Source organism: Thermocrinis jamiesonii (assembly GCF_000702425.1).
GTDB classification, from domain to species: Bacteria; Aquificota; Aquificia; order Aquificales; family Aquificaceae; genus Thermocrinis; species Thermocrinis jamiesonii.
The window spans coordinates 352,965-373,765 of sequence record NZ_JNIE01000002.1; the positions used below are offsets into that span (position 1 = coordinate 352,965).

Below are 20,801 nucleotides of genomic sequence, written 5' to 3' on the forward strand. Positions count from 1 at the left end.
GGACAATCCACCAACCTATTCTCATAAACCTAAAAGGCTCTGGTAGCATCATGGTCTCACCTCCTTTTGAGTTTAGTTATAACTGTAAATTAAAATCCAAACCCTTCTTTTGGGTTTGCACTTATTTCCTTTTGAGAGTTTAGAGTATCATTTTATACACAAAGCTTTGATAAAATACTTCACTTATGGAAAAATCAAGAGTTGAAAAGCTAAGCAGGATTAAAGAGCAGAACTACGCCTATCCCTACTCTTACGACATAAGCGGAAACCTTGGGGACATAAGAAAGAGATACGAAAAAGATCCACCACCCAACAAAAAGGTTAAGATCCGGGGAAAAGTGAAAAGGATTTCAAAGCAGGATGATATGTTTGTGATAAGGTTGGAGGACTTAGAGGCTAAGGTGGAGATTTGGGTAAGAACCGCACATCAGCTGGAACAGGGCAAAGAGGTAGTTTTGGAAGGGATCCTCACAAGATTGGATGGTAGGCTCTTTTTGGATTCCGCTACGCTTTCTGAAGGGGACTGTTTGAATGTTTTGGATGTAAAAAAAGAATACGACCTTGAGCCAGAGCCAGAAGAGATTTCTGTAGCGGGGAGGGTAATAACTTTGCGCTCAATGGGAAAAGCGGTCTTCGCCCATATTCAGGATGCAACAGGAAAGCTTCAGATATACCTAAGGCAGGATCTGTTGGGGGAAACGTCCTTTAAAGAGTTTGAGGAGATAGTAGATCCTGGAGACATAATAGGGGTTAGAGGTACTCTTTTTAGGACAAACACCGGAGAGCTTACGGTGGAGGTAAAGGATTGGAAACTTCTTGCCAAAAGTTTGCACCCTTTACCCGAAAAGTGGCACGGTCTAAAGGACGTGGAAGTAAGATACAGGCAAAGATACTTGGATCTGATAGCCAATGAAAAAAGCAGAAGGATCTTTTTCTTAAGGTATAGGCTAATATCTGAGCTTAGAAAATTTTTGGATTCCAAAGGTTTCATTGAGGTGGAAACTCCAATACTACAGCCCATAGCCTCTGGAGCAAACGCCAAACCCTTTATCACCTATCACAATTACTTAGAGCAGAACCTATACCTCAGAATAGCTCCGGAGCTTTACCTAAAACGCTTGGTAGTAGGAGGTTTTAATAAGGTCTATGAAATAGGCAAAAACTTTCGTAATGAAGGGGTGGATACTACCCACAACCCTGAATTTACCATGCTTGAGTTTTACTGCGCCTATTGGGATTACAACAACCTTATGTCCTTTACAGAAGAACTCTTTTCTTATCTTCTAACCACCCTTATGGGAAGCCTTAAGATAAAGTATCAGGGCAAGGAATTGGACTTTACGCCCCCCTACAAAAGATACTCCTACTTCCAACTTTTAGAAGAAAAGACGGGTAAGGATAAGGATTTTTTCCTAAGAGATCTGGATGGACTTAGAAAGCTGGCAATAGAGCTTGGCATACCAAGGGCTGAGACACTAACCCATGCCAAGCTTATAGACAAGGTTTTTGACGTGCTGGTGGAGGACGAACTGTGGGGACCTTGTTTTGTGGTGGATTTTCCTAAGATCCTCTCTCCTTTGGCAAAGACCCACAGAAAGGATCCAGATTTGGTAGAGAGATTTGAGCTTTTTGTAGCAGGCAAAGAAATAGCCAATGCGTATACGGAGTTAAACGATCCCTTTGAACAAAGGGAAAGGTTTTTAGAGCAGTTAAAGGAGAAAGAAATGGGAGACGAGGAAGCGATGGCTATGGATGAGGACTTTATAAGGGCATTGGAGTATGGTATGCCTCCAACCGCTGGAGAGGGCATAGGCATAGATAGGTTGGTTATGCTTTTGTCAGATGTGGATTCCATAAGGGAGGTTATACTCTTCCCCGCACTCAGACAAAGTCTATAACTCAAGCGGTAGGTTTTTTAACAAATTCTTATAATGTTATAAGCTAACCTTTTAAAGGAGGTGTGCCGTGAGTAAGCATGTGGTAATACTTGGTGGTGGAATAGGTGGATTAGCAACCGCTTATAACCTCAGGCGCTTAGACAAAAGCCTAAGAATAACCGTAGTATCAGGCAGACCCTACTTTGGCTTTACGCCTTCTTATCCACACTTAGCTTTGGGGTGGAGAAGGTTTGAGGACATAACTATCCCCCTTGGAAGCCTGCTTCCCAAACACGGTATTGATTACGTGCCGGAAAACGGAGAAAGAATAGACCCAGACAACAACAAGCTTTGGACCACCTCTGGAAAGGAGATAGGATACGACTACTTGGTCATTGCTACCGGTCCCAAACTTGTGTTCGGTGCAGAAGGGCAGGAACAATACTCCACTTCCGTATGTACCGCAGAGCATGCCTTAGAACTTCAAAAGAAACTGGAAGAATTTTACAGAAATCCGGGTCCTGTGGTAGTTGGTGCCATACCTGGAGTTAGCTGTTTTGGACCAGCCTATGAGTTTGCTTTTATGCTACACTACGAGCTAAAGAAAAGAAACCTAAGACACAAAGTCCCTATAACCTACATAACTTCAGAACCCTATGTGGGACATATGGGACTTGGTGGTGTGGGTCCATCCAGAAGAATAATGGAAGACCTGTTTGCAGAGAGGAGTATAAGGTATGTAAGCAATGTAAAGATCACCAAAGTGGAGCCAGATAAGGTAATTTACGAAGACCTAAACGGAAATACATACGAGGAGCCTTGTAAGCTTTCCATGCTTATGCCAAGGTTTATGGGTCCAGATGTGGTAGCTTCTGCGGGAGATAAGGTAGCAAATCCTGCAAATAAGATGGTTATAGTTAACAAATGCTTTCAGAACCCAACCTACAAAAACATTTATGGTGTGGGTGTGGTAACTGCCATTCCTCCTGTAGAACAAACGCCTATACCTACAGGCGCACCCAAAACAGGAATGATGATAGAGCAGATGGCAATGGCTGTAGCAAAAAACATAGTAAGCGATATAAGGAACTCTACAGATAGGTATGCGCCCGAACTTTCTGCCATATGCATAGCTGATATGGGTGCAGATGCAAGCTTTTTCTATGCAAGGCCAGTCCTTCCCCCAAGGGCGGAGGTCAAATTTGGAAAGGGTAGATGGGCACACCTTGTAAAGTCTGCCTTTGAAAGATACTTTATGTGGAAAATAGCACGTGGAAACATTGCCCCTTGGTTTGAAGAGGAAGGATTAAAGATATTCTTTGGATCAAAGGGAGTGGTTCTCTGCGCAGATTGTTCTGGAGCACCCGGACAAGCTTGTTAAAAAAGCGGGGCAAAGCCCCCGCTTTCTTTATTTAAGCGAGAGTATCCACTGAGCCAACTGCTTTGCCTCTTCTTCTGTGACATTTTGTGGTGGCATAGGCACATTTCCCCACTCACCCACTCCACCATTTTTGATCTTATGAGCTACCTCATCCACCTTTCCCGCTTCTTTCTTTGCCACATCCTTAAAGGCAGGTCCTACCTTCTTTACGTTAATGTCGTGGCAGGCAAAACAGCCCTTTGATTTAGCCAAAGCCTCTGCATTAACAGCGGTAGGTGCCTGAGCAACAACCTGTGGTTTCTCTTCTTGTTTAGCCTGCTGTTCCTGTGCCTGTTGAGCTGTTTGTTCCTTTGCGGTGGGTTCTTGTTTAGCCTGTTGTTCCTGTGTTGGTGTGGAAGGCTGTTCAGCCTCTTCCTTAGGCTTTTGTTGGCAAGAAACCGCAAATAAAGCAAGACCTGCCAAACCTGCAACAACTAAGCGCTTCATCTTAAAACCTCCTTTAGAAAGTTTGTTATAATATTATTTTAGGAGGTTGCGCATGCCAAACACTAAGCAAGCTGAAAAGCGTATGAGAAGGGACGCAAAGAGGAGAATAAGAAACAGATACCACCTTTCCCGTATGAAGACCTATATAAGGAACTTTAAGAAACTGATAGCCGAAGGTAAAATAGAGGAAGCTAAGGAGTATTTGCCAAAGGTCATATCCATAATTCAACACACAGCTTCTAAGGGTGTAATCCACAAAAACGAGGCAAGTAGGAGATGTTCAAGGATCCAAAAGCTTTTTAATCAAGCCCTTGCCAAAGCCCAAAGCCAAAATAAATAGATTCTTTCTCAGTAGCAATACCAAGCAAGTTTTCCAAGAGTTCGCTAACGTGGTTTTTTGAGTTTGAGCTGAGAAGTTTCAACTATACTGAGCCAAGCAAAAAGTTTTGAAAAAGAGATAAAACTTAAAAAAGCTTTCCATTCCACCTGCATCAGGGAGGGCGGTTTTTTCAGAGGGAACAAGCAAATCTCCATCCCACACAGTGGGCTTAGAACTTAGGTGAAATACCGATAACGACAAGACTTACAGAGCTTGTCTCCATCCCACACAGTGGGCTTAGAACGATATTGCATAAGCAATGGAATTCCGATGGATTTAGAGAGTCTCCATCCCACACAGTGGGCTTAGAACAGGTATAAAAACGACTTTAGATGAGATAGACAATGTAGTCTCCATCCCACACAGTGGGCTTAGAACATCACCCGAGACGCCTGCTCCATAGTAAAAAGCCATTCAGTCTCCATCCCACACAGTGGGCTTAGAACCCCAACTAACCACCTTAATCAAAATAAGGTAAATCAATAATTTTGTCAAGGGGGTCCCCCTCGCAAATGAAGGTTATTTTCCGAAAATCCGAGGTTGTGCAAAGTTGAGTGTGTTATTGTCAAATTTAAGTCCTTGTCTCCCAATGCTTTAAACAATCGTGCATAATTATGACTTTGTGCAATTACATAATTATGACTTTATGTTTTTGTGATGACTGGTATCTATCAGAAGCTTGAGAAACGGAGTATTAGCTTATCTTAAATTGAGACAAAACAAAAGGAAAAACTATCCCTATTCAGTTGCCAATTTGACAAGGGCTATTCAAAAGCCCTCAGAAACTTTTACCAATTATAACACACATTTGTGCTTTTGGTGTGGCAAGCAAGAAAAAGGTTGGAGATATTTTCAAGGGTTCAAAAGTCTTTTTGTCAGGCGGTTGCTATAAGCCAAAGCTAAAATTAGTAATCTCTCTCTTAGTAGCAACAAAACAGCAAAGTAAGCAAAGGCGCAGGCTGGTATGCTGATTAATAAACTAACTCCTTTTAGAGTAAATCCAAACCATCCCATCAGCAAACCTGCAAAAAATATTTTTACCATTCCGGAGAAAAAGTCCCTCCAATCAATAATTTTGTAGGTATTTTTTAGAAGGTATGCAAAGGAAAAAACAGAAGAAGAGGCGGTTCCTAAGGCCAAGCCTACCACACCAAGCTTAAGGACAAAGGCGTAAAGGTAAGCAGTCAAACCTTCAAAGATTATGCCCAAAAAACTTGCCTTTACAGGCGTGTATGTGTCTCCCCTTGCAAAAAATACACTGCTGAGGGCTTTTTGAAGGGAAAAGAAAACCAAACCTAAGCTGTATGCCTGAAGGACCAAGGCAACCACCTTAACATCGTTCTCTAAGAACTTTCCCCTACCGTATAAAAGCTCTACTATTTGCTCTGCAAAGACTAAAAGACCCACAACCGACGGGAAAGAAAGCAAGAGTATAAAGCGAAATGCTAAAGTTGTGTTTTTTACTTTGTCCTCTCCATGGGAAAGGGCAGAAAGCAAAGAATTTGCTATACCAACAGATATAGCACCCAAGGGAAGCTGAAAGATACGGTTAGCATAATAAAGGTAAGATATGGAACCAAGGGCTAAAAAAGAAGCCAAGAAAGTATCAATAAAAAAGGAAAGTTGGGCTACGCCAAAGCCCGCAAGCGCTGGCAAAAGTCTTTTGAATAGTAGCTTTACATGTGGATGGAACCTTAGGCTAAAGCCCAAAGGAACTCCTTTCAAAAAGGGAAAATGAAAAAGAAGCTGAAAAAGACCACCTAAGAGAACACCCGCTATGAGCGAATAGTAACCAAAGTGGTGAGCGCTGACAACAACAACTAAGGAAAAGCCTAAGTTAAAAACCGCTTGGGCAAAAGCAGGCACAAAGAAAATACCTCTTGTATTCAAAACCGCCATAAAAAAAGCAGAAAGACCTACAAAGAAAAGGTAGAGAAATATCCACCTGCTCATAAAAACAGTTAGTTCAAAGTAGGATTTAGCCCTAATTCCTGGTGCTATAAGGCTTATTATTTGCTCTGCAAAAAGCACAAGCAGTAAGGTAGTAAAAAGGTTTATAAGAAGATAGTATGTGAAGGTGGATTGGAGAAACTCCCTTTCTTTTCCCTCCTTTATATCCTTGGCGTATATCGGAACAAAGGCAGCGTTAAAACCTCCTTCTCCAAATAGCCTTCTGAAGGTATTGGGAAGCCGAAAGGCTACAAAGAAAGCGTCCGTAATACTTGATACACCAAAATAGTAAGCTATTAAAGCATCTCTAACATAACCTACTATTCTGCTGATTAATGTCGCTATGGAAAAGGCTATACCGTGTTTTATTATTCGCATTTATTTTTGGTGCCGGAGGCGGGAGTCGAACCCGCACGCCCTTACGGGCACTGCCCCCTCAAGACAGCGCGTCTGCCAATTCCGCCACTCCGGCTATTTTTAAAATTATATACCATGATTGAACCAATGGAACTCCCCAAGGACGAGTTGGCAGAAAGAGCAGTGTTGGGAGCTATGATAAAGGATCCTGAAAATATACCCACCGTCCTTGAACATCTAAGGGAGGAGGATTTTTTCTTTGAAGATCATCGCCTTCTTTTTTCACTTCTTTGCAAGATTTGGGAAGACAAAGGAAAAGATTGGGACGACATAGTCATAAACAACTACATCTTAAAGTCTGGACTACAAAACAGGATAAGCATGGATTTTGTGTATGCTTTAGCACAAGAAGCAGCAGAAGGAGTGCTTCTTGAAGAAGCAATAAATAGCGTAAAAGAAAAGTCGGGACTTAGAAAACTCATGGAATTATCCATAGAAATACTCAAAGGCATAAAAGAAAGTCCAGACCTAAACAGTTTGTTTGAAAAGGCTATACAAAGGATATACGAAATATCAGAGAAGCATCAAGTTGCCCAATACCAACACATAAAGGATGTTACAAACCAAGTATTGGAAATAATAGAAAAGAGAAGTAAAGAGGAGAGACTTGTAACTGGAATGCCTTCTGGTTTTATAGAATTAGACATGCTCACCACAGGCTTTCACCCTTCTGACCTTGTTATAATCGCCGCAAGGCCCGGAATGGGAAAAACAAGCTTTATGCTGTCTGTGGCGATGAACCTTGCTTTGGAAGAAAAGGTCCCTTTGGCTTTGTTTTCTTTGGAGATGAGTAAAGAACAGCTTGTTATGAGAATGCTTTCTATGCTTTCAAAGGTGCCCCTTCAAAACATAAGAAAGGGCTTTATATCAGAGGAAGACTGGGAAAAGTTACTAAACGCTGCCTTGGAACTTTCTTCTTGTAATATATACATAGATGACACTCCTACCCTTTCCACCACAGAGCTTAGGATAAAAAGTAGAAAACTGAAGAAGGAAAAGGGAATCCAAATAATATTCGTGGATTATCTACAGCTCCTTAGACCGCCCCACAGAAGAAGCTCCCGCCAAGAAGAAGTAGCGGAAATTTCAAGAAACCTTAAAGCTTTGGCAAAAGAGATTTCCGTCCCCGTGGTAGCCTTGGCACAGCTTTCTCGTCAGGTAGAACACAGAAGTGATAAAAGACCCCAACTTGCGGACCTAAGAGAATCTGGTCAAATTGAACAGGACGCAGACCTTATCCTCTTTATTCACAGACCAGAATATTACAAAAAGAACCCACCGCCAGAAGAAGAAGGCATAGCGGAAATAATAGTCGCAAAGCAAAGACAGGGACCCACTGGAATAGTAAAGTTGGCATTTATGAAGGATACGACCATGTTTAAGTCTTTATCACCCACCTATCAAAGCAGGGTGGAAACTTATGCGCCACAGGAACTTGAGGAAGAGATTTCTACAGAGGACTACGATTTTGACTTCTGATGAGGGTAAAGTTTAGAATACTTCTTTACAGAGACGGTAAGAAACTAACCAAGGAAGACCTGAAACACGAAAAATCTCCCTTTTGGATAGGTGTAAGGTATATAACGGAGTTTAAGTACTTGGAAGCCACCAAATGGCTTATGATCGCAGAAGATTGCTATGAAAAGTATGCACTTTTAAGCTTAATAAACTTTAGCTTAGGCCAAGAGGAGCAAGGTAAAGAGTTTTACAGCGAAGCTTTAAAGTATAAGCCAATGCATTCGCTTAAGATCTTTTTGGAAATCCCAGAAAAAAACTTGAGGTTTGAATTTAAGGATCTTTCTTTCCAGCTCTATACTTAAGAGATATCAGTAATTTTGTCAAGGGAGTGCTACTCGCAAATGAAGGTATTTTTCCGAAAATTGGCGGTCGTGCATAATTATGACTTTGTGCAAAAGACAAAACTAAAGAATACTCTTTTGTGCTTGTGGAAAGGAATTTAGCTTAGCCATTAGCAAACCTTAGAATAGATTTGTAAGTAAGATTTATCACCATATAGGAAGTAAGAAAGCCAACGGAAATTATCATAAGCAAGACCACTATCTGAAACGCCATAGCTTCCAATGGATCTACTCCACCTACTACCATTCCAACCGCTACGCCAGGTATATGAACTATACCTGCAGATTTTAGCATATTGTATTTTGGCATCATAGATGTCCTTATGGCATTTTGCATTAACTCAAGCATAGCTACTCTAAGAGGAGCACCTAAGGAAACCATAGCCTCAATTTCTGACCGCCTGCTTATAACTTCCGATTTAAGCCTTTCAAAAGTTAGACCAATATTACTTAACGAGTTTCCCAAGATCAAACCCCAAAGTGTTATAAGTTCAAGGGGACTATAGCTTTTTAAACCTAACAGAAGTAAAAAGGCAAAAACAAGGGCTGTAGGAATGTTCAAAGAAATAAAGCTTATAACCCAGCTCTTTAAGAAAGATTCGCTCAAGCGTAACCTTTCCACCGCCACAAAAGATGCTACTGCTGACATAATCAACAAAATCAAAAGGGACGAAACCAGCGACTTGACGTTGAGTATAACTTTTAGTGCGTAACCTATCAGCATAAGCTGAACTGTAGTTCTTAAAGAGCTTTCTATCAGGTCCCTTTCTGCCTTTAGATGGCTCACATAAGAAACAAAAACAACAAACAAAATCAGAAGAAAGGTGTATGGGAAAACGTTCAGATTGAGGGTAAATTCATCCATGGAAGTGTATAATTATAAGCGGTGTAAATGCTTTTTCTTAACCTTCAATTATATGCTAAAAGCTTTCTTTCTTTCCACGCACTTTATACACTTGCCACAGTGCAGAATCTTTCCCTTACGAACTACGGGGTTTATGCAAGAGAAAGTAAGATGAAAGGGAACAAGACCTTTGAATTTTTGAACCACCTCCCACTTTTCCATACCAAATAGCGGAGCACATATTTTTAGCGATGTATTTGCACCTTTAGATATCAAAGCTTCAACTTTTTGAAGGTAGCCAAAATCGTTGTCAGGGAAAGGATACAACCCAAGACTGCCTATGGCTATATGTTTTGCATCTTTTGATAGTGCGTAGCTACCTACTGCGGTTAAAAGGGTAAGATTTCTAAGGGGGATAAAAAGTTCTTCTTCTGTCCTTATAAACTTAGACTCGGTCGGTGCGGTCTTTGTTACCACACACCTTATGGGCATAAGGTTTGGATAAGTTTTCTTTGCATACCTCCACAAGGCGGAAGCTCTTTTGTACTCAAACTTCTCCCAGAACCTGCCCGTTATCACATATGCGGGATAGACTATCCATTCCTTTGAAAGATAAAAGTAAAGCAAGCAAGAGCTTTCCACACCTCCACTGAATAAAACCACCACTTTATTCATGGCTTCACCACTGCCAAATATACCACCACTAAAAAACTTATCACAAGAGGTAAGGCAACTATGTAGTTAAATCTATCGTATTGTTTGTATGCCTTTTCCTTATCTTTGCTTTTTGGTATTTTAAAATTCACAAACCAGAAGTTTATTATCTCTAAGGGAAGAAAAATAAGGAAAACTATAGGCAGTTTGTAGTTAAGCCAATTTATGTCGAATTTGTATTCTAAAAGGTATAACATGTAAAGACCCATAGAAAGTGCGAGCAAAAACCCGAATATTTCTAAGTTTGTCATCCACCTGTAAAATGTCCTTATGACTTCTTTTTTACATCCAGTGTCTTTAAAGTTTCCATAGAGCATAAATAGCCCCAAAGACGATGAAGAAGATGTCCAAAGAAAAACACCTATGAGATGTAAGAACTTTGCGGTCGTATATTCCACTTTGCCCACCTTTTTATATAGGGATAGATCCTTTTGCCTACAAAAGGAATTCTCTTTATTCTAACCAAATCTCTCTTTGAAGACTTAAGCATAAAAAAGATTGCGAGCAAGAAAAACGGTACTGTGGGAATCAAAGGAACAAAAAGTCCAATAAACGCAAGAAACACAAAAAACCATGCAAATAACTTATACATCCACTTCATCTCACTTTATATATTGTAAAACTACAACAAACCAACCACCCTTTGACCTTATGCTTTTTACACCTACTGGATGATTTTTTACCATCTGCACAAATTCTTTCAGCTCGCTCTTGCCGTATATACCAGAAAATACTCCAATTTTGTTAAAGAGCTTAAGTATGCTAAGCATAGACTTTCTAAAAACATGTATGTCCAAGTTTGCCACCAAAAAATCAAAGGAACGTTCAACATCTTCTGGAGTAGCTTGCAGAACTTTTATTTCAACTCCGTTTGTCTTTGCGTTTCTCTTGCACTCTTTGATGGCTAACGGATCAATGTCTATGGCAAGAACTTCTGATGCACCTAAAAACTTTAGAGCTATGGAAAGAATACAGGAACCGCACCCTACATCTATGGCACTCCAGCCAGGGTGAAAAAATCTTTGCATGGATCTGAGGCACAATTGGGTAGTAGGATGAAGGCCTGTGCCAAAAGCACTACCGGGATTTATCACTACAGCCTTTATCCAAGGTGGAATGATTAAAAAATCCCCAACTTTAATAGGTTTAAAGCTCTCCTTAGGAGCTTTCACCTTTACTTGGGACACCTCTATAGGTTCCATTCCATGCAAAGGCTCATAAACTGCAAACTCCACATCCTCTCCTTCTTTGACTATTTCCAAACCCTTTCCATACCTTAGCAAGAACTCGTAGAATTCTTCCTTTTGCATACGGTAGATGTATCGCTTGTATATCATGGAACAAGTTATTATAGCTCCATCTTCTCCTTTAAGCACCTTTGCTTTACCCTTAGGAAACATCAAGCCTGTAAGAAAGCATGCCAGGATGCCAACTTTTGGCGGTTATTAGCTGAGCCGATAAAAACACTAAAAGCAATGCGGTATTCCTCTACTTCAGGACTTTCCTTAAGAGCGATAAAGGAGAGTTTGCTCAATTAGACTAATGAAATTTTACAAAAGGTTTCCTTGGAATGCCAAATATGAGACTGTCTATAGGTCGCTTGCTTTCTTTATCGTCATATATACCATCTCAGAACTAAAAAGTTGACATCCTCGTATTAAAATGATTTATAATGGACTTTCCAAAAAAATTGATCATTGTTTCTAACAGGCTTCCTGTTACCGTCCATTCTGATTTAACTATAAGCAGAAGTCCCGGTGGTTTAGTTTCTGGGTTGGAGTCTTTTCTTAAAAGAAGTTCAATTAAAGATTACATTTGGATTGGCTGGCCCGGTTCTTACTTAAGTCCTTCAGCTATGGACCAGCTAAAAAGCAAGTTTAAAAGGCTAAAAACCTACCCTATTTCCGTCTCTTCTAAACAGTTTGAGAAGTTTTATAATGGCTTTTGCAATAAAGTTCTTTGGCCTCTTTTTCATGAGTTTTTAAGCTATGTGGACTATAATGAGGAGTATTGGAAAACCTACGTTGCAGTAAACAAAGTTTTCTGTAACGAAGTAGCCAAGCATGTTACACCCGATTCTGTAGTCTGGGTTCATGACTATCATCTTCTTCTTTTACCGTCAATGCTAAGAAGCCTTTTTCCAAACTTACCCATAGGTTTCTTTTTACACATACCCTTCCCCTCACCGTCCATATTCATGCAACTTCCCTGGAGAAAGGAGTTGATGGAAGGGATGCTTGGAGCAGACCTTATAGGCTTTCATACTTACGAGTACACCACAAATTTCTTAAGAACCCTTATCAGGATGTTTGGCATTGATCACAAGTCAGGCACCTTTTTCTATCAAGACAGAGTTGTAAGAGCAGAAACCTTTCCTATGGGCATAGACTTTGAGCTTTTTAACAATGCTTCCCGAAAAAGAAAAATAAAGAATTTAGTCAAAAGAATAAGGGAACAGTTTGGAGAAAAGAAGATAATATTTTCCATTGACAGGCTTGATTACACCAAAGGAATTTATAACCGCCTTTTGGCTTACGAAAGACTTTTGCAGAGACGACCAGACCTCAGAGGGAAAGTAGTTCTGCTTATCATAATTGTGCCCTCAAGGGTAGGCGTAGAGCAATATCAAAGAATGAAAAGAAGTCTTGAAGAGAAGATAAGCGAAATTAATGGTACCTTTGGGACAATAGAATGGACTCCGGTGCTTTACTACAACAAATTTCTTAACTTTGAAGAACTCACTGCCCATTACTTGGCTTCGGACGTAATGTTAGTTACATCTTTAAAGGATGGAATGAACCTTATTGCTAAGGAGTTTGTAGCTTCAAGAAAAGATGGGAAGGGAGTTCTTATACTTTCTGAGTTTGCTGGGAGTGCAAAGGAACTTGGGGAGGCGTTGATCGTAAATCCAAACTCCATAGAGGAATTAACAAGTGCTATAGAAAAAGCCTTAGGGCTTTCTGAGGAAGAGATGAGGGAACGGCTGAGTGTTATGCAAGAAAGACTCAGAAGATATAACATACTTAAGTGGGGAACGGATTTTCTCTCAAGCTTGGAGCATGTAATTGCAGAAAGGATGAAATTAGCTACCAAACTTTTAACTCCAGCCTTGATAGACAAGCTCAAAGAGTCCTTTCACAAAGCCCACAAAAGGATTCTTTTCCTTGATTACGACGGAACCCTTGTACCTTTTGCCAACAGGCCAAGCTTAGCCAAACCAGATACTCATCTTCTTTCCCTTCTTTCTGCTCTGTCTCAGCTGGCAAACACCGAGGTAGTCCTTATCTCTGGAAGGAAAAAAGAAGATTTGGAAAGGTGGTTCGAAGGATTAAACTTGAATTTCATCTGCGAGCATGGGCTTTTTATCAAGAGGCGTGGTAAAGACTGGGAAGCAACCGCATTTATGTCTTCTGAGATTAAAAACAAAATAAAAAGCATTATGGAAGTTTATGTGGATCGTCTTCCTCGATCTTTTATTGAGGAAAAGGAGTATTCAATTGTTTTCCATTACCGCAACGCTGATCCTGAGCAGGCAAACCTTAGGGTAGCAGAGCTTGTTGATGAACTCTTAGGGTTTACTGGAACTTCAGACATAAACTTGATTTTGGGAAACAAGATAGTGGAAGTGAGGCCTGCTGGGATTGACAAAGGTGTTGCCGCAAATCTCTTCTTAAAGGATGACAATTTTGACTTTATACTTGCAATTGGTGATGATACCACCGATGAAGACCTCTTTTTGAAACTTCCCAAAGAGGCAGTTACCATTAAGGTTGGCATGGGCACTTCCAACGCTAAGTATAGCCTTAAGTCTTACGTTGATGTAAGAAATCTTCTTGAAATCTTAGCCTCCCATGAGTAACCCTTTTTGTTTTAAATCAGAGTTGTGGGTGACCAAATACACCGGAAGGAGTGCCAAAAACCTTTCTGACTTTTTAGAAGCCTTAAGAACCATAGACCAGCTTTCCATTTTTTATCACTTTTACATAAACATTTTTAACTACCATAACTTACCCACCTACTACACAAATAGTTTTGCCTTTTGGTTTTTCAAAAATGGCTTAGTAATCTTAGCGGAAAAGGTGTCCGTTATAGATCCTTTGGATTACTATGATTTGGAAGATTTAAGAAAAATCCTAATTAAAGTGGTAGAACAGAATCTCTCTTTAAGCATGTTGCAAAAAGAGCTAACGCCATTCGACTTTATCACGGTGGAAAGAGAAATCATAGACTTAGGATGTGAAGCAAATAACCTTGAAGAATTTAAAGAAGGAATTAAAAAATCAAGTATCCATTCAATTTTTTATCACTTCATAACTGCGAGGCTTAACAAAAAGACAATAATCAATGATTATTCTTCGTGGTTGCATAGCATAGGAGAAGTCAAAAAGGCAGAAAAAATAAACAGAATTCATCCTTTTATGATGACACTTTATGACATAAAAAGGGAAATTATAAAAATATTGGGTGAAGAATGAGGTTAGAAAAATACATACCCATCGTTGGAGAAGAGATAATAAACGAGATTGTAATTTTAGCTAAGAGGTTAAAGGATATAAGGGTTTTGCATGTAAATTCTACCTATAAAGGTGGTGGGGTTGCGGAGATATTAAGGGGTTTGGTTCCTTTGATGAACGAGCTTGATGTAAAAACTGATTGGAAGGTCTTTGAAGGAGATGAAAGGTTCTTTAACTTTACAAAAAAGCTTCACAACATGCTTCATCTCCCTTTAGAGGAAACAATTACAAGCGAGGAGTTTGTGTATTATCTTAAGGTCGTCTATGAAAACTTAACTAAGATTGATTTTTCCAACTACGATGTGGTGATAGTGCATGATCCTCAACCTATAGGTCTTGTAGTGAATAAAGAAAGGGGGCAAAAGTGGATTTGGCGGTGTCACATTGACACCTCCACCCCTACTCCAACCGCTTGGGACTTCGTTAGAAAATTTTTAGGTTCCTACGATGCAGCCATTTTCCACCTGCCGGAGTTTGTGTATGAAAAAATGGACCTACCAGTATACATCATTCAACCTTCAATAGATCCCCTTCATCCAAAAAATGTTGAAATTCCGGATGAAGAAGTGAAAGATACTTTGATTAAGTTTGGTGTAGATCCTGAAATACCTATTATCCTACAGGTTTCCCGCTTTGACAGACTGAAGGATCCCTTTGGAGCCTTAGAAGCCTTCAAAATGGTAAGAAAAAATTTTAAATGTCAGATGGTGTTTGTGGGAGGATATGCCCCAGATGACCCTGAGGGAGAAACTGTTTACAAAGAGCTTTTAAATTTGACCGCTGAAGAAAAGGATGTATTCGTTTTAAATCTCCCACCGGATAGCCACAGGGAAGTAAATGCCTTTCAAAGGGGAGCCACTGTGGTGATCCAAAAGTCTATCAGAGAAGGTTTTGGACTTGTGGTTTCTGAAGCCATGTGGAAAGAGAAGCCAGTTGTTGGAGCAAACGTGGGGGGAATAAGGAGACAGATTGTGCATGGTATTACTGGATTTTTGGTAGAAAGCGCAGAAGGTGCTGCCTTGAGAATCAAACAGCTTTTATCAAGCGATAGCCTAAGAAAAGATATGGGATATCACGCAAAGGAAAGGGTTAAACACCGCTACCTTATCACCCGCCATCTAAGAGACTATCTTTTGATTATTCATAAAATCCTTTCTGCTTCTTAGCATAGCCCTAAGATCAACATAGCCTGTCCGAATATATAACCCTTCCATCTCTGATTGTCATAGCAACCCTTGCAAAGCCATCATCCCAATTTACCAAAATCAGGTCTGCGTCCTTACCTTCCTCAATACTTCCTTTTTGATCTAAACCTACCGCTTTTGCTGGGTTTAAGGTGCTTAGCTTTACCGCCTCGTGAAGAGGAAGTATGCCCTCCGTGCTGAGCTTGAATATTGCTTGAATCAGTGTAGATGGTTTGTAGTCTGAGCATAGGATGTTAGCGTAGCCAAGTTTAATAAGCTCCTTTGCGCTTAGGTTTCCATACTGAGATGCTCCTCTTACCACGTTTGGAGACCCCACGCATACGTTCATTCCAAGCTCTTTGGCTGTTTTTGCCGCTTCTATGCTTGTGGGAAACTCTGATACAGTAATGCCACTTTCGTAGGCCCATCTAACCTTTTCTTCGCTGTCATCATCGTGAGAAATCAAAGTTATCCCTTCTTCTTTACAGTTCCTAAGAAATTGCTCAATCTCTTCCATAGCCTTTTCTCTAAAAGATAGCTTTTCTTTTAGCAGAGTGCTTACGCTTTCTGAATCCATCTTATAGGTTTTTTCTAAATACTCTCTATAAGCCCTTTCTTCTTTAAACTGTCCCTGCCCTGGCGTGTGATCCATGATGGACAAAGCGTCTATGGCACGTTCTTTTATCAGTTTGCTTATATATTCCATGCCTTTCAGATTGGTTATTTCAAGCCTTGCGTGAATCCTGTGATTTGTCAAAAGTTTTGGTCTTAGTTTAAGGATGCTTTCCGTTAATTTTTGTGCAAGTTCGTTGCTTCTTAAACCAAGCTCTTTGTCCGCAAAGGAGATGGCATGAAAAACCGTAGTTATGCCCCAAAGGGCCAACTTTCTATCCAACTCTAAGATAGACAATTCAAAGGGGAAAAAGGTGTTTGGCCTTGGCTCTACTTCTTTCTCTATGGCATCGCTGTGAGTGTCTATAAGTCCAGGTAAGAGGAACATATCTTCTGCATTTATCTTTTTTACCCTGTATTTTGGCTGACCCTCTCCTACCTCCAAAATCTTTCCTTCGCCCACAAGCACATATCCTTGTTCCAAAATACCAAAAGGAGTAACAACCTTTGCCCTTTCAATCAAAAACTCGCGCATGTTTTCTCACCTCCAAGATTCTATCTGCAATTGCTTTCAGGTGATCTTTGTTGTGGAATATACCTATCATTCCCACTCCCTCTTCCTTTAACTCCTTTAGAATTTCCAGTACTATCCTTGCGGATCTCTCGTCCAAAGAAGCGGTAGGCTCGTCAAGAAGCAGAAGTCTTGGCTTCCATATTATAGCTCTGGCGATATTTACCTTCTGCTGTTCTCCACCGCTAAAGGTGGAAGGATAGGCATCAAGCAGATTGGATGGTATGCCAAGCCTCCTTAAGAGCCATTCTGCCTTCTCTCTTGCTTCCTTCTCATCTAACCCAAAGTATCTAACAAGAGGTTCCGCCACTATATCCACCGCAGACACCCTGGGAATAACGCTGAAAAACTGGGAGACGTATCCTATCTCTCTCCTTCTTAGCTCTATTATTTGCCAGTCGGGAGCCCTTTCTAAAGCGACCAATCCGTATTTGTAAGAGTTGTAAAGAATATGACCCTCTGTTGGTATATAAGTGCGGTATATGCACTTTAGGATGGTGCTTTTGCCCGCTCCACTTGGTCCATAAAGAGCCAAAAACTCCCCTTCTTCCAACTCAAAGCTTATTCCGTTGATGCCCTCTATTGTCTTTCTTTGACCTACCTTAAGCTCAAAGTTTTTTGATAAGTTCTCTACCTTCAAAAGCATCTTTTCCCCCTAAAGTTGAGATGATACTAAAAGTTGTGTATATTCGTGCTGAGGGTCGTTGAGTATTTGATCTGTGAGTCCCATCTCCACGATTCTACCAAGCTTCATAACAATAACTCTATCCGCCAAAAGGTTTATCACCCTCAAGTCGTGAGAAACAAAGATCATTGAAAGGTTTAGCTCTCGGTGGAGCTTTCTTATCAGGTCAAGGACCCTTGCTTGCACAGAAAGGTCCAAGCCAGTGGTTGGCTCGTCCAAAAGAAGGATGGAAGGCTCGTTGGCAAGAGCTTTTGCTATCTGCACCCTCTGTTGCATTCCCCCGCTTAAGCTCTTAGGAAGGTCCTTCATCCTTTGAATTGGAAACTCCATCTTTTCCAAAAGGGATTCAACTCTGGCGTTTATAAGGCTGTAGTTTCTCCAACCTGAGACGAGCAGTCTTTCCGCTACATTTCCTGCGGCGCTTACGTTTGCATTTAGACCAAGCAATGGATTTTGATAGACTACACTGATGACCTTGTTTTTTAGCATCCTTTTTTGGTAGGAGTTTAAAGAAAAGAGGTTCTTACCATTTGCCCACTCTGCCCCTCTAACATTGTAAAGGTAAGCCTCTCCAAAGGTTGGCTCCATTTCAAAGTTTAAAAGCTTTATCACTGTGCTTTTTCCGGAACCGCTTTCTCCCAAGATGCCCAAAATCTCTCCTTCGTAGAGCTCAAAGGACACATTAGCACAGGCAACTACAGAACCACACCTTTTGCAAAGGTTTGTTTCGTGTTCTGGTCCCGTAAGAGAAAGACACTCGGGACAGCCCCTGCCATGAATTTTAGTCAGATTAGAAACTCTTAGAACTACCCGCATGTCTGATAGCCTCCATTCTTTTTTCACAGTAGCTTGTGTCTGAGCAGGCATAAAGCCTTCTTCCAGTGCCATCTTCCACGATCTCGTCCAAGAAGGTATCCGTCGCACCACACTTGTAGCAGGCTTTGCCACTAAAGTCTTCCACTCTGAATTTGAAATCTTCAAACTCCAGGGGCTCAACTGTAGTATAGGGTGGCACTGCGTATATTTTCTTTTCTCTTCCTGCTCCAAATAGAAAGAGGTTGTCCGCCATGTTGAGCTTTGGCACATCCCACCTGGGAATGGGAGTGGGGTCCATGATGTATCGTTTATTTACCAGCACCGGATACCTGGCACCTATGGTTATCTCTCCGTATCTGAGGATGTCCTCGTAAAGGTAAAGATACATCTTTCCGTAGTCCATTTCCGCGTGCATTCTTCTGGTTTCTTCCTCGCTTGGTTCAACGAGCCTCAGTGGTTCTGGGTAAGGCACCTGAAGGACAAGGATCTGGTCCTGCCGTAAAGGCTCTTCTGGAATTCTGTGTCTGGTCTGAATGATCGTTGCCTTTGTGGTATCAGTAGTTGTCTCTACGCCAGTCATAGCTTTGATAAACTTTCTAATATTTACCGCATTTACACTGTAATCACAGCCTTGGTCTATGACTTTTAGCACATCGTCAGGACCGATGATAGACAGGGTTATCTGAAGACCTCCTGTGCCCCAACCCTTGGCTATGGGAAGCTCCCTTGACGCAAAGGGAACCTGATAGCCCGGTATGGCTATGGCTTTTAGAATAGTTCGCCTTATTTCTCTTTTGGTGGTTTCGTCCAAAAAGGCAAAGTTGTAATTAAGCTTCATTTTTAACCTCCATAAACTGACTTTGTATCTTCCTTAGCCTGTCCAAATCGGATTGAAAAGTTACGTAGTGAGGAAGCTTGTAGTGATTGGCAAAGCCCATAGAATCAACGCTGTCTATGTGATAGAATACAAACTCGCTGTCTTCGGAAGGGTTCTTTGGCTCTTGCGTTTGCATAGCCTTATCCAAAACCGCCATGCATATAGCCTTAGTTTCATTGTGTCCAAAGCACGCACCGTATCCCAAAGAGAACTTAGGTATACCCTCTTGGCTCTCTATCTTAGCTACCAACTCTACCTCTGTAATCTTTACTTCTCCTACGTATATTTCCTCTCCTGTGTAAGGATGAAGCACGGTCACTGGCGCATAGCCCACCCTTAGCTCTGCTACGGTAGGATGTATGTCTCCGTAGCCCCTCATGTTGGAATAGGCAAGAAGCAAAAGTCCTCCCGTTTCTGCTCTGGCCATAGCTTGCAAAAGGGCACTTCTTGGAGGGGGGAAGCTACTTACTGCCTCTTTTGTAATATCCACAAACTCCGTGGATTGATGAGAGGGTGCTTCTACCACAAGCCCTTCTTTTCTGAGAATTTCTACAATCTTGGGAAACTCGGCAGGTAGATCTTCCTCTCCCAATTCACCTAAAAGCTCCTTCATAAACTTTTTCCTTTTATCTTCGTTTTCTTCCAAAAGCTCAAATCTAAACAGTCTAAGGCAGTAGTCTGAGGTGGGTCCCAAAATCTGTCCCCCTGGAATGTCTTTAAAAGCCGCGGAAATTCTCCTTATTATCCTCATTTTGTCCGTCTTGATGGGCAGGGAGTATCCTAAGCTGGGAAGAGTGTTTCTGCTGGCTCTCAGAATAAAAGAGGCTTCAAGGAGATCTCCTGCAGCCTGCTTGATAGCTAAGGCAGCGAGCTTTGGAGCGTAAAGGGACCCTTCAGACATAACCCTATCAACCAAGAAGTAAAGCTGTTCCACTATCTGATCAACAGATAGCAGTTTTGACTTTCCCTTAAGCCTTTGATACTCTAAAAGCTTACAGGCGTATTCTATGGCTTTTTCACCACCTCTAACCGCTACGTAACCCATTTTATAACACCTCCACCTTTACAGACCTGGGAATGCCTACGAGCATTCCCTTCTTATCAACAAAAAAGCAGTCTATTCCCAAGGGGAAAAGGTGATTCACTTGAGACAGAGTTAGGAACTCCTGCGGTGGCAGACCAAAAAGGCTGATCAGTCTTTCCCCTTTAACCCCCGGTCCGGACAATCTAAGAACAACACCACCTCCTATTCCTTCTTGCACTCCTTCAACCAAATAGATGACAGTGGCGGATTTTTCTGGGTTGCGAAGTTCTCCCACTTTAACATCCCAAAGCCTTTCTTGCAAAGCTTCCGTTGTTATTACAAAATCCGCCTCCTTCATAGGCAAAACTTTACTTCTGGTTAGCTTGATTATCCTTTCCTCTAAGAGTTTGCTGTTGGGACCTATCACACAGAAGCTGGTGTGCCCGTCTATGAGCGTAAGAGCTATGGAACCTAATGTCCAAAACTCATCACCTAAGAATTGGTAAAGTTCCTCTGAAAACTCAAGGCTTTGCACTGTGCCAGGAAAGCTCATTGCCCGTAAAAGACTTTTAAACACCTTCTGAGTGAAAAATACCTCTCTCTGCATGGCT

Annotated in this window: 20 protein-coding genes, 1 tRNA gene and 1 pseudogene; 8 read left to right on the forward strand and 14 right to left on the reverse strand. The window is 41.2% G+C overall.

The window, feature by feature from the left end:
- Nucleotides 1–185: 185 nt before the first annotated feature.
- On the forward strand, nt 186–1,898 hold the full coding sequence (gene lysS / locus K217_RS0101990) for a lysine--tRNA ligase (protein WP_029551459.1): 1,713 nt from the start codon (nt 186–188) through the stop codon (nt 1,896–1,898).
- A gap of 67 nt (nt 1,899–1,965) precedes the next feature.
- A complete protein-coding gene (locus K217_RS0101995; protein WP_029551460.1) occupies nt 1,966–3,258 on the forward strand; it encodes an NAD(P)/FAD-dependent oxidoreductase in 1,293 nt (430 codons plus the stop codon).
- Between the two features lie 27 nt (nt 3,259–3,285).
- On the opposite strand, the pseudogene K217_RS07820 reads toward K217_RS0101995, so the two are convergent.
- A pseudogene (locus K217_RS07820) lies at nt 3,286–3,549 on the reverse strand (c-type cytochrome); the annotation flags it as partial.
- 247 nt (nt 3,550–3,796) lie between these two features.
- Here K217_RS07820 and rpsT point away from each other — a divergent pair.
- Nucleotides 3,797–4,084 (forward strand): 30S ribosomal protein S20, encoded by a 288-nt coding sequence (rpsT, locus tag K217_RS0102005; protein WP_029551462.1) that lies wholly within the window; start codon nt 3,797–3,799, stop codon nt 4,082–4,084.
- An 891-nt stretch (nt 4,085–4,975) separates the two neighbouring features.
- On the opposite strand, the gene murJ is transcribed toward rpsT, so the two are convergent.
- Nucleotides 4,976–6,451 carry a murein biosynthesis integral membrane protein MurJ gene (gene murJ / locus K217_RS0102015; RefSeq protein WP_029551463.1) on the reverse strand — a complete coding sequence of 492 codons (1,476 nt, stop codon included), beginning with the start codon at nt 6,449–6,451 and terminating at the stop codon, nt 4,976–4,978.
- 7 nt (nt 6,452–6,458) lie between these two features.
- Nucleotides 6,459–6,545: transfer RNA gene (locus K217_RS0102020), tRNA-Leu, on the reverse strand.
- A gap of 32 nt (nt 6,546–6,577) precedes the next feature.
- On the opposite strand from K217_RS0102020, the gene dnaB reads away from it, so the two are divergent.
- On the forward strand, nt 6,578–7,969 hold the full coding sequence (gene dnaB / locus K217_RS0102025; protein WP_231476971.1) for a replicative DNA helicase: 1,392 nt from the start codon (nt 6,578–6,580) through the stop codon (nt 7,967–7,969).
- Nucleotides 7,969–8,310 carry a hypothetical protein gene (locus K217_RS0102030; protein ID WP_029551465.1) on the forward strand — a complete coding sequence of 114 codons (342 nt, stop codon included), beginning with the start codon at nt 7,969–7,971 and terminating at the stop codon, nt 8,308–8,310. The genes dnaB and K217_RS0102030 overlap by 1 nt, the downstream gene beginning before the upstream one ends.
- A 142-nt stretch (nt 8,311–8,452) precedes the next feature.
- Here the strand turns inward: K217_RS0102030 and K217_RS0102035 are convergent, their stop codons facing one another.
- Genes K217_RS0102035 through K217_RS0102055 form a run of 5 tightly spaced genes read right to left on the reverse strand, consistent with a single transcriptional unit; the run spans nt 8,453 to nt 11,307 of the window.
- A complete protein-coding gene (locus tag K217_RS0102035) occupies nt 8,453–9,214 on the reverse strand; it encodes an ABC transporter permease (protein ID WP_029551466.1) in 762 nt (253 codons plus the stop codon).
- Nucleotides 9,215–9,262: 48 nt separating this feature from the next.
- Nucleotides 9,263–9,868 (reverse strand): 7-cyano-7-deazaguanine synthase, encoded by a 606-nt coding sequence (locus tag K217_RS0102040; protein WP_029551467.1) that lies wholly within the window; start codon nt 9,866–9,868, stop codon nt 9,263–9,265.
- Nucleotides 9,865–10,314, reverse strand: a complete 450-nt coding sequence (locus tag K217_RS0102045; RefSeq protein WP_155991094.1) for a DUF2269 family protein — start codon at nt 10,312–10,314, stop codon at nt 9,865–9,867. The genes K217_RS0102040 and K217_RS0102045 overlap by 4 nt, the downstream gene beginning before the upstream one ends.
- Nucleotides 10,269–10,508, reverse strand: coding sequence for a DUF454 family protein (locus tag K217_RS07880; RefSeq protein ID WP_029551469.1), 240 nt, complete (start codon nt 10,506–10,508; stop codon nt 10,269–10,271). The genes K217_RS0102045 and K217_RS07880 overlap by 46 nt, the downstream gene beginning before the upstream one ends.
- Before the next feature lies 1 nt (nt 10,509).
- Nucleotides 10,510–11,307, reverse strand: a complete 798-nt coding sequence (locus K217_RS0102055) for a 50S ribosomal protein L11 methyltransferase (RefSeq protein WP_231476982.1) — start codon at nt 11,305–11,307, stop codon at nt 10,510–10,512.
- Nucleotides 11,308–11,579: 272 nt separating this feature from the next.
- On the opposite strand from K217_RS0102055, the gene K217_RS0102060 reads away from it, so the two are divergent.
- From K217_RS0102060 to K217_RS0102070, 3 genes are read left to right on the forward strand one after another with little or no spacing between them, the layout of a single operon-like run.
- Nucleotides 11,580–13,766 carry a bifunctional alpha,alpha-trehalose-phosphate synthase (UDP-forming)/trehalose-phosphatase gene (locus K217_RS0102060; protein ID WP_029551471.1) on the forward strand — a complete coding sequence of 729 codons (2,187 nt, stop codon included), beginning with the start codon at nt 11,580–11,582 and terminating at the stop codon, nt 13,764–13,766.
- Nucleotides 13,759–14,382 (forward strand): DUF5752 family protein, encoded by a 624-nt coding sequence (locus tag K217_RS0102065; RefSeq protein ID WP_029551472.1) that lies wholly within the window; start codon nt 13,759–13,761, stop codon nt 14,380–14,382. Before K217_RS0102060 ends, K217_RS0102065 begins: the two co-directional genes overlap by 8 nt.
- The gene (locus K217_RS0102070) at nt 14,379–15,587 is read left to right on the forward strand and encodes a glycosyltransferase (protein ID WP_029551473.1); all 1,209 of its coding nucleotides are present in this window, start codon (nt 14,379–14,381) and stop codon (nt 15,585–15,587) included. Before K217_RS0102065 ends, K217_RS0102070 begins: the two co-directional genes overlap by 4 nt.
- A 13-nt stretch (nt 15,588–15,600) precedes the next feature.
- Here the strand turns inward: K217_RS0102070 and K217_RS0102075 are convergent, their stop codons facing one another.
- From K217_RS0102075 to phnH, 6 genes are read right to left on the reverse strand one after another with little or no spacing between them, the layout of a single operon-like run.
- Complete coding sequence (locus K217_RS0102075) at nt 15,601–16,752, reverse strand: alpha-D-ribose 1-methylphosphonate 5-triphosphate diphosphatase (RefSeq protein WP_029551474.1); 1,152 nt, start codon at nt 16,750–16,752, stop codon at nt 15,601–15,603.
- Complete coding sequence (locus K217_RS0102080) at nt 16,733–17,434, reverse strand: phosphonate C-P lyase system protein PhnL (RefSeq protein ID WP_029551475.1); 702 nt, start codon at nt 17,432–17,434, stop codon at nt 16,733–16,735. The genes K217_RS0102075 and K217_RS0102080 overlap by 20 nt, the downstream gene beginning before the upstream one ends.
- A 9-nt stretch (nt 17,435–17,443) precedes the next feature.
- Nucleotides 17,444–18,289, reverse strand: coding sequence for an ATP-binding cassette domain-containing protein (locus K217_RS0102085; RefSeq protein WP_029551476.1), 846 nt, complete (start codon nt 18,287–18,289; stop codon nt 17,444–17,446).
- Nucleotides 18,264–19,127, reverse strand: coding sequence for an alpha-D-ribose 1-methylphosphonate 5-phosphate C-P-lyase PhnJ (locus tag K217_RS0102090; RefSeq protein ID WP_029551477.1), 864 nt, complete (start codon nt 19,125–19,127; stop codon nt 18,264–18,266). Before K217_RS0102090 ends, K217_RS0102085 begins: the two co-directional genes overlap by 26 nt.
- The gene (locus tag K217_RS0102095; protein WP_029551478.1) at nt 19,117–20,211 is read right to left on the reverse strand and encodes a carbon-phosphorus lyase complex subunit PhnI; all 1,095 of its coding nucleotides are present in this window, start codon (nt 20,209–20,211) and stop codon (nt 19,117–19,119) included. The genes K217_RS0102090 and K217_RS0102095 overlap by 11 nt, the downstream gene beginning before the upstream one ends.
- A 1-nt stretch (nt 20,212) precedes the next feature.
- Nucleotides 20,213–20,797, reverse strand: a complete 585-nt coding sequence (gene phnH / locus K217_RS0102100) for a phosphonate C-P lyase system protein PhnH (protein WP_081820013.1) — start codon at nt 20,795–20,797, stop codon at nt 20,213–20,215.
- Nucleotides 20,798–20,801 lie beyond the last annotated feature (4 nt).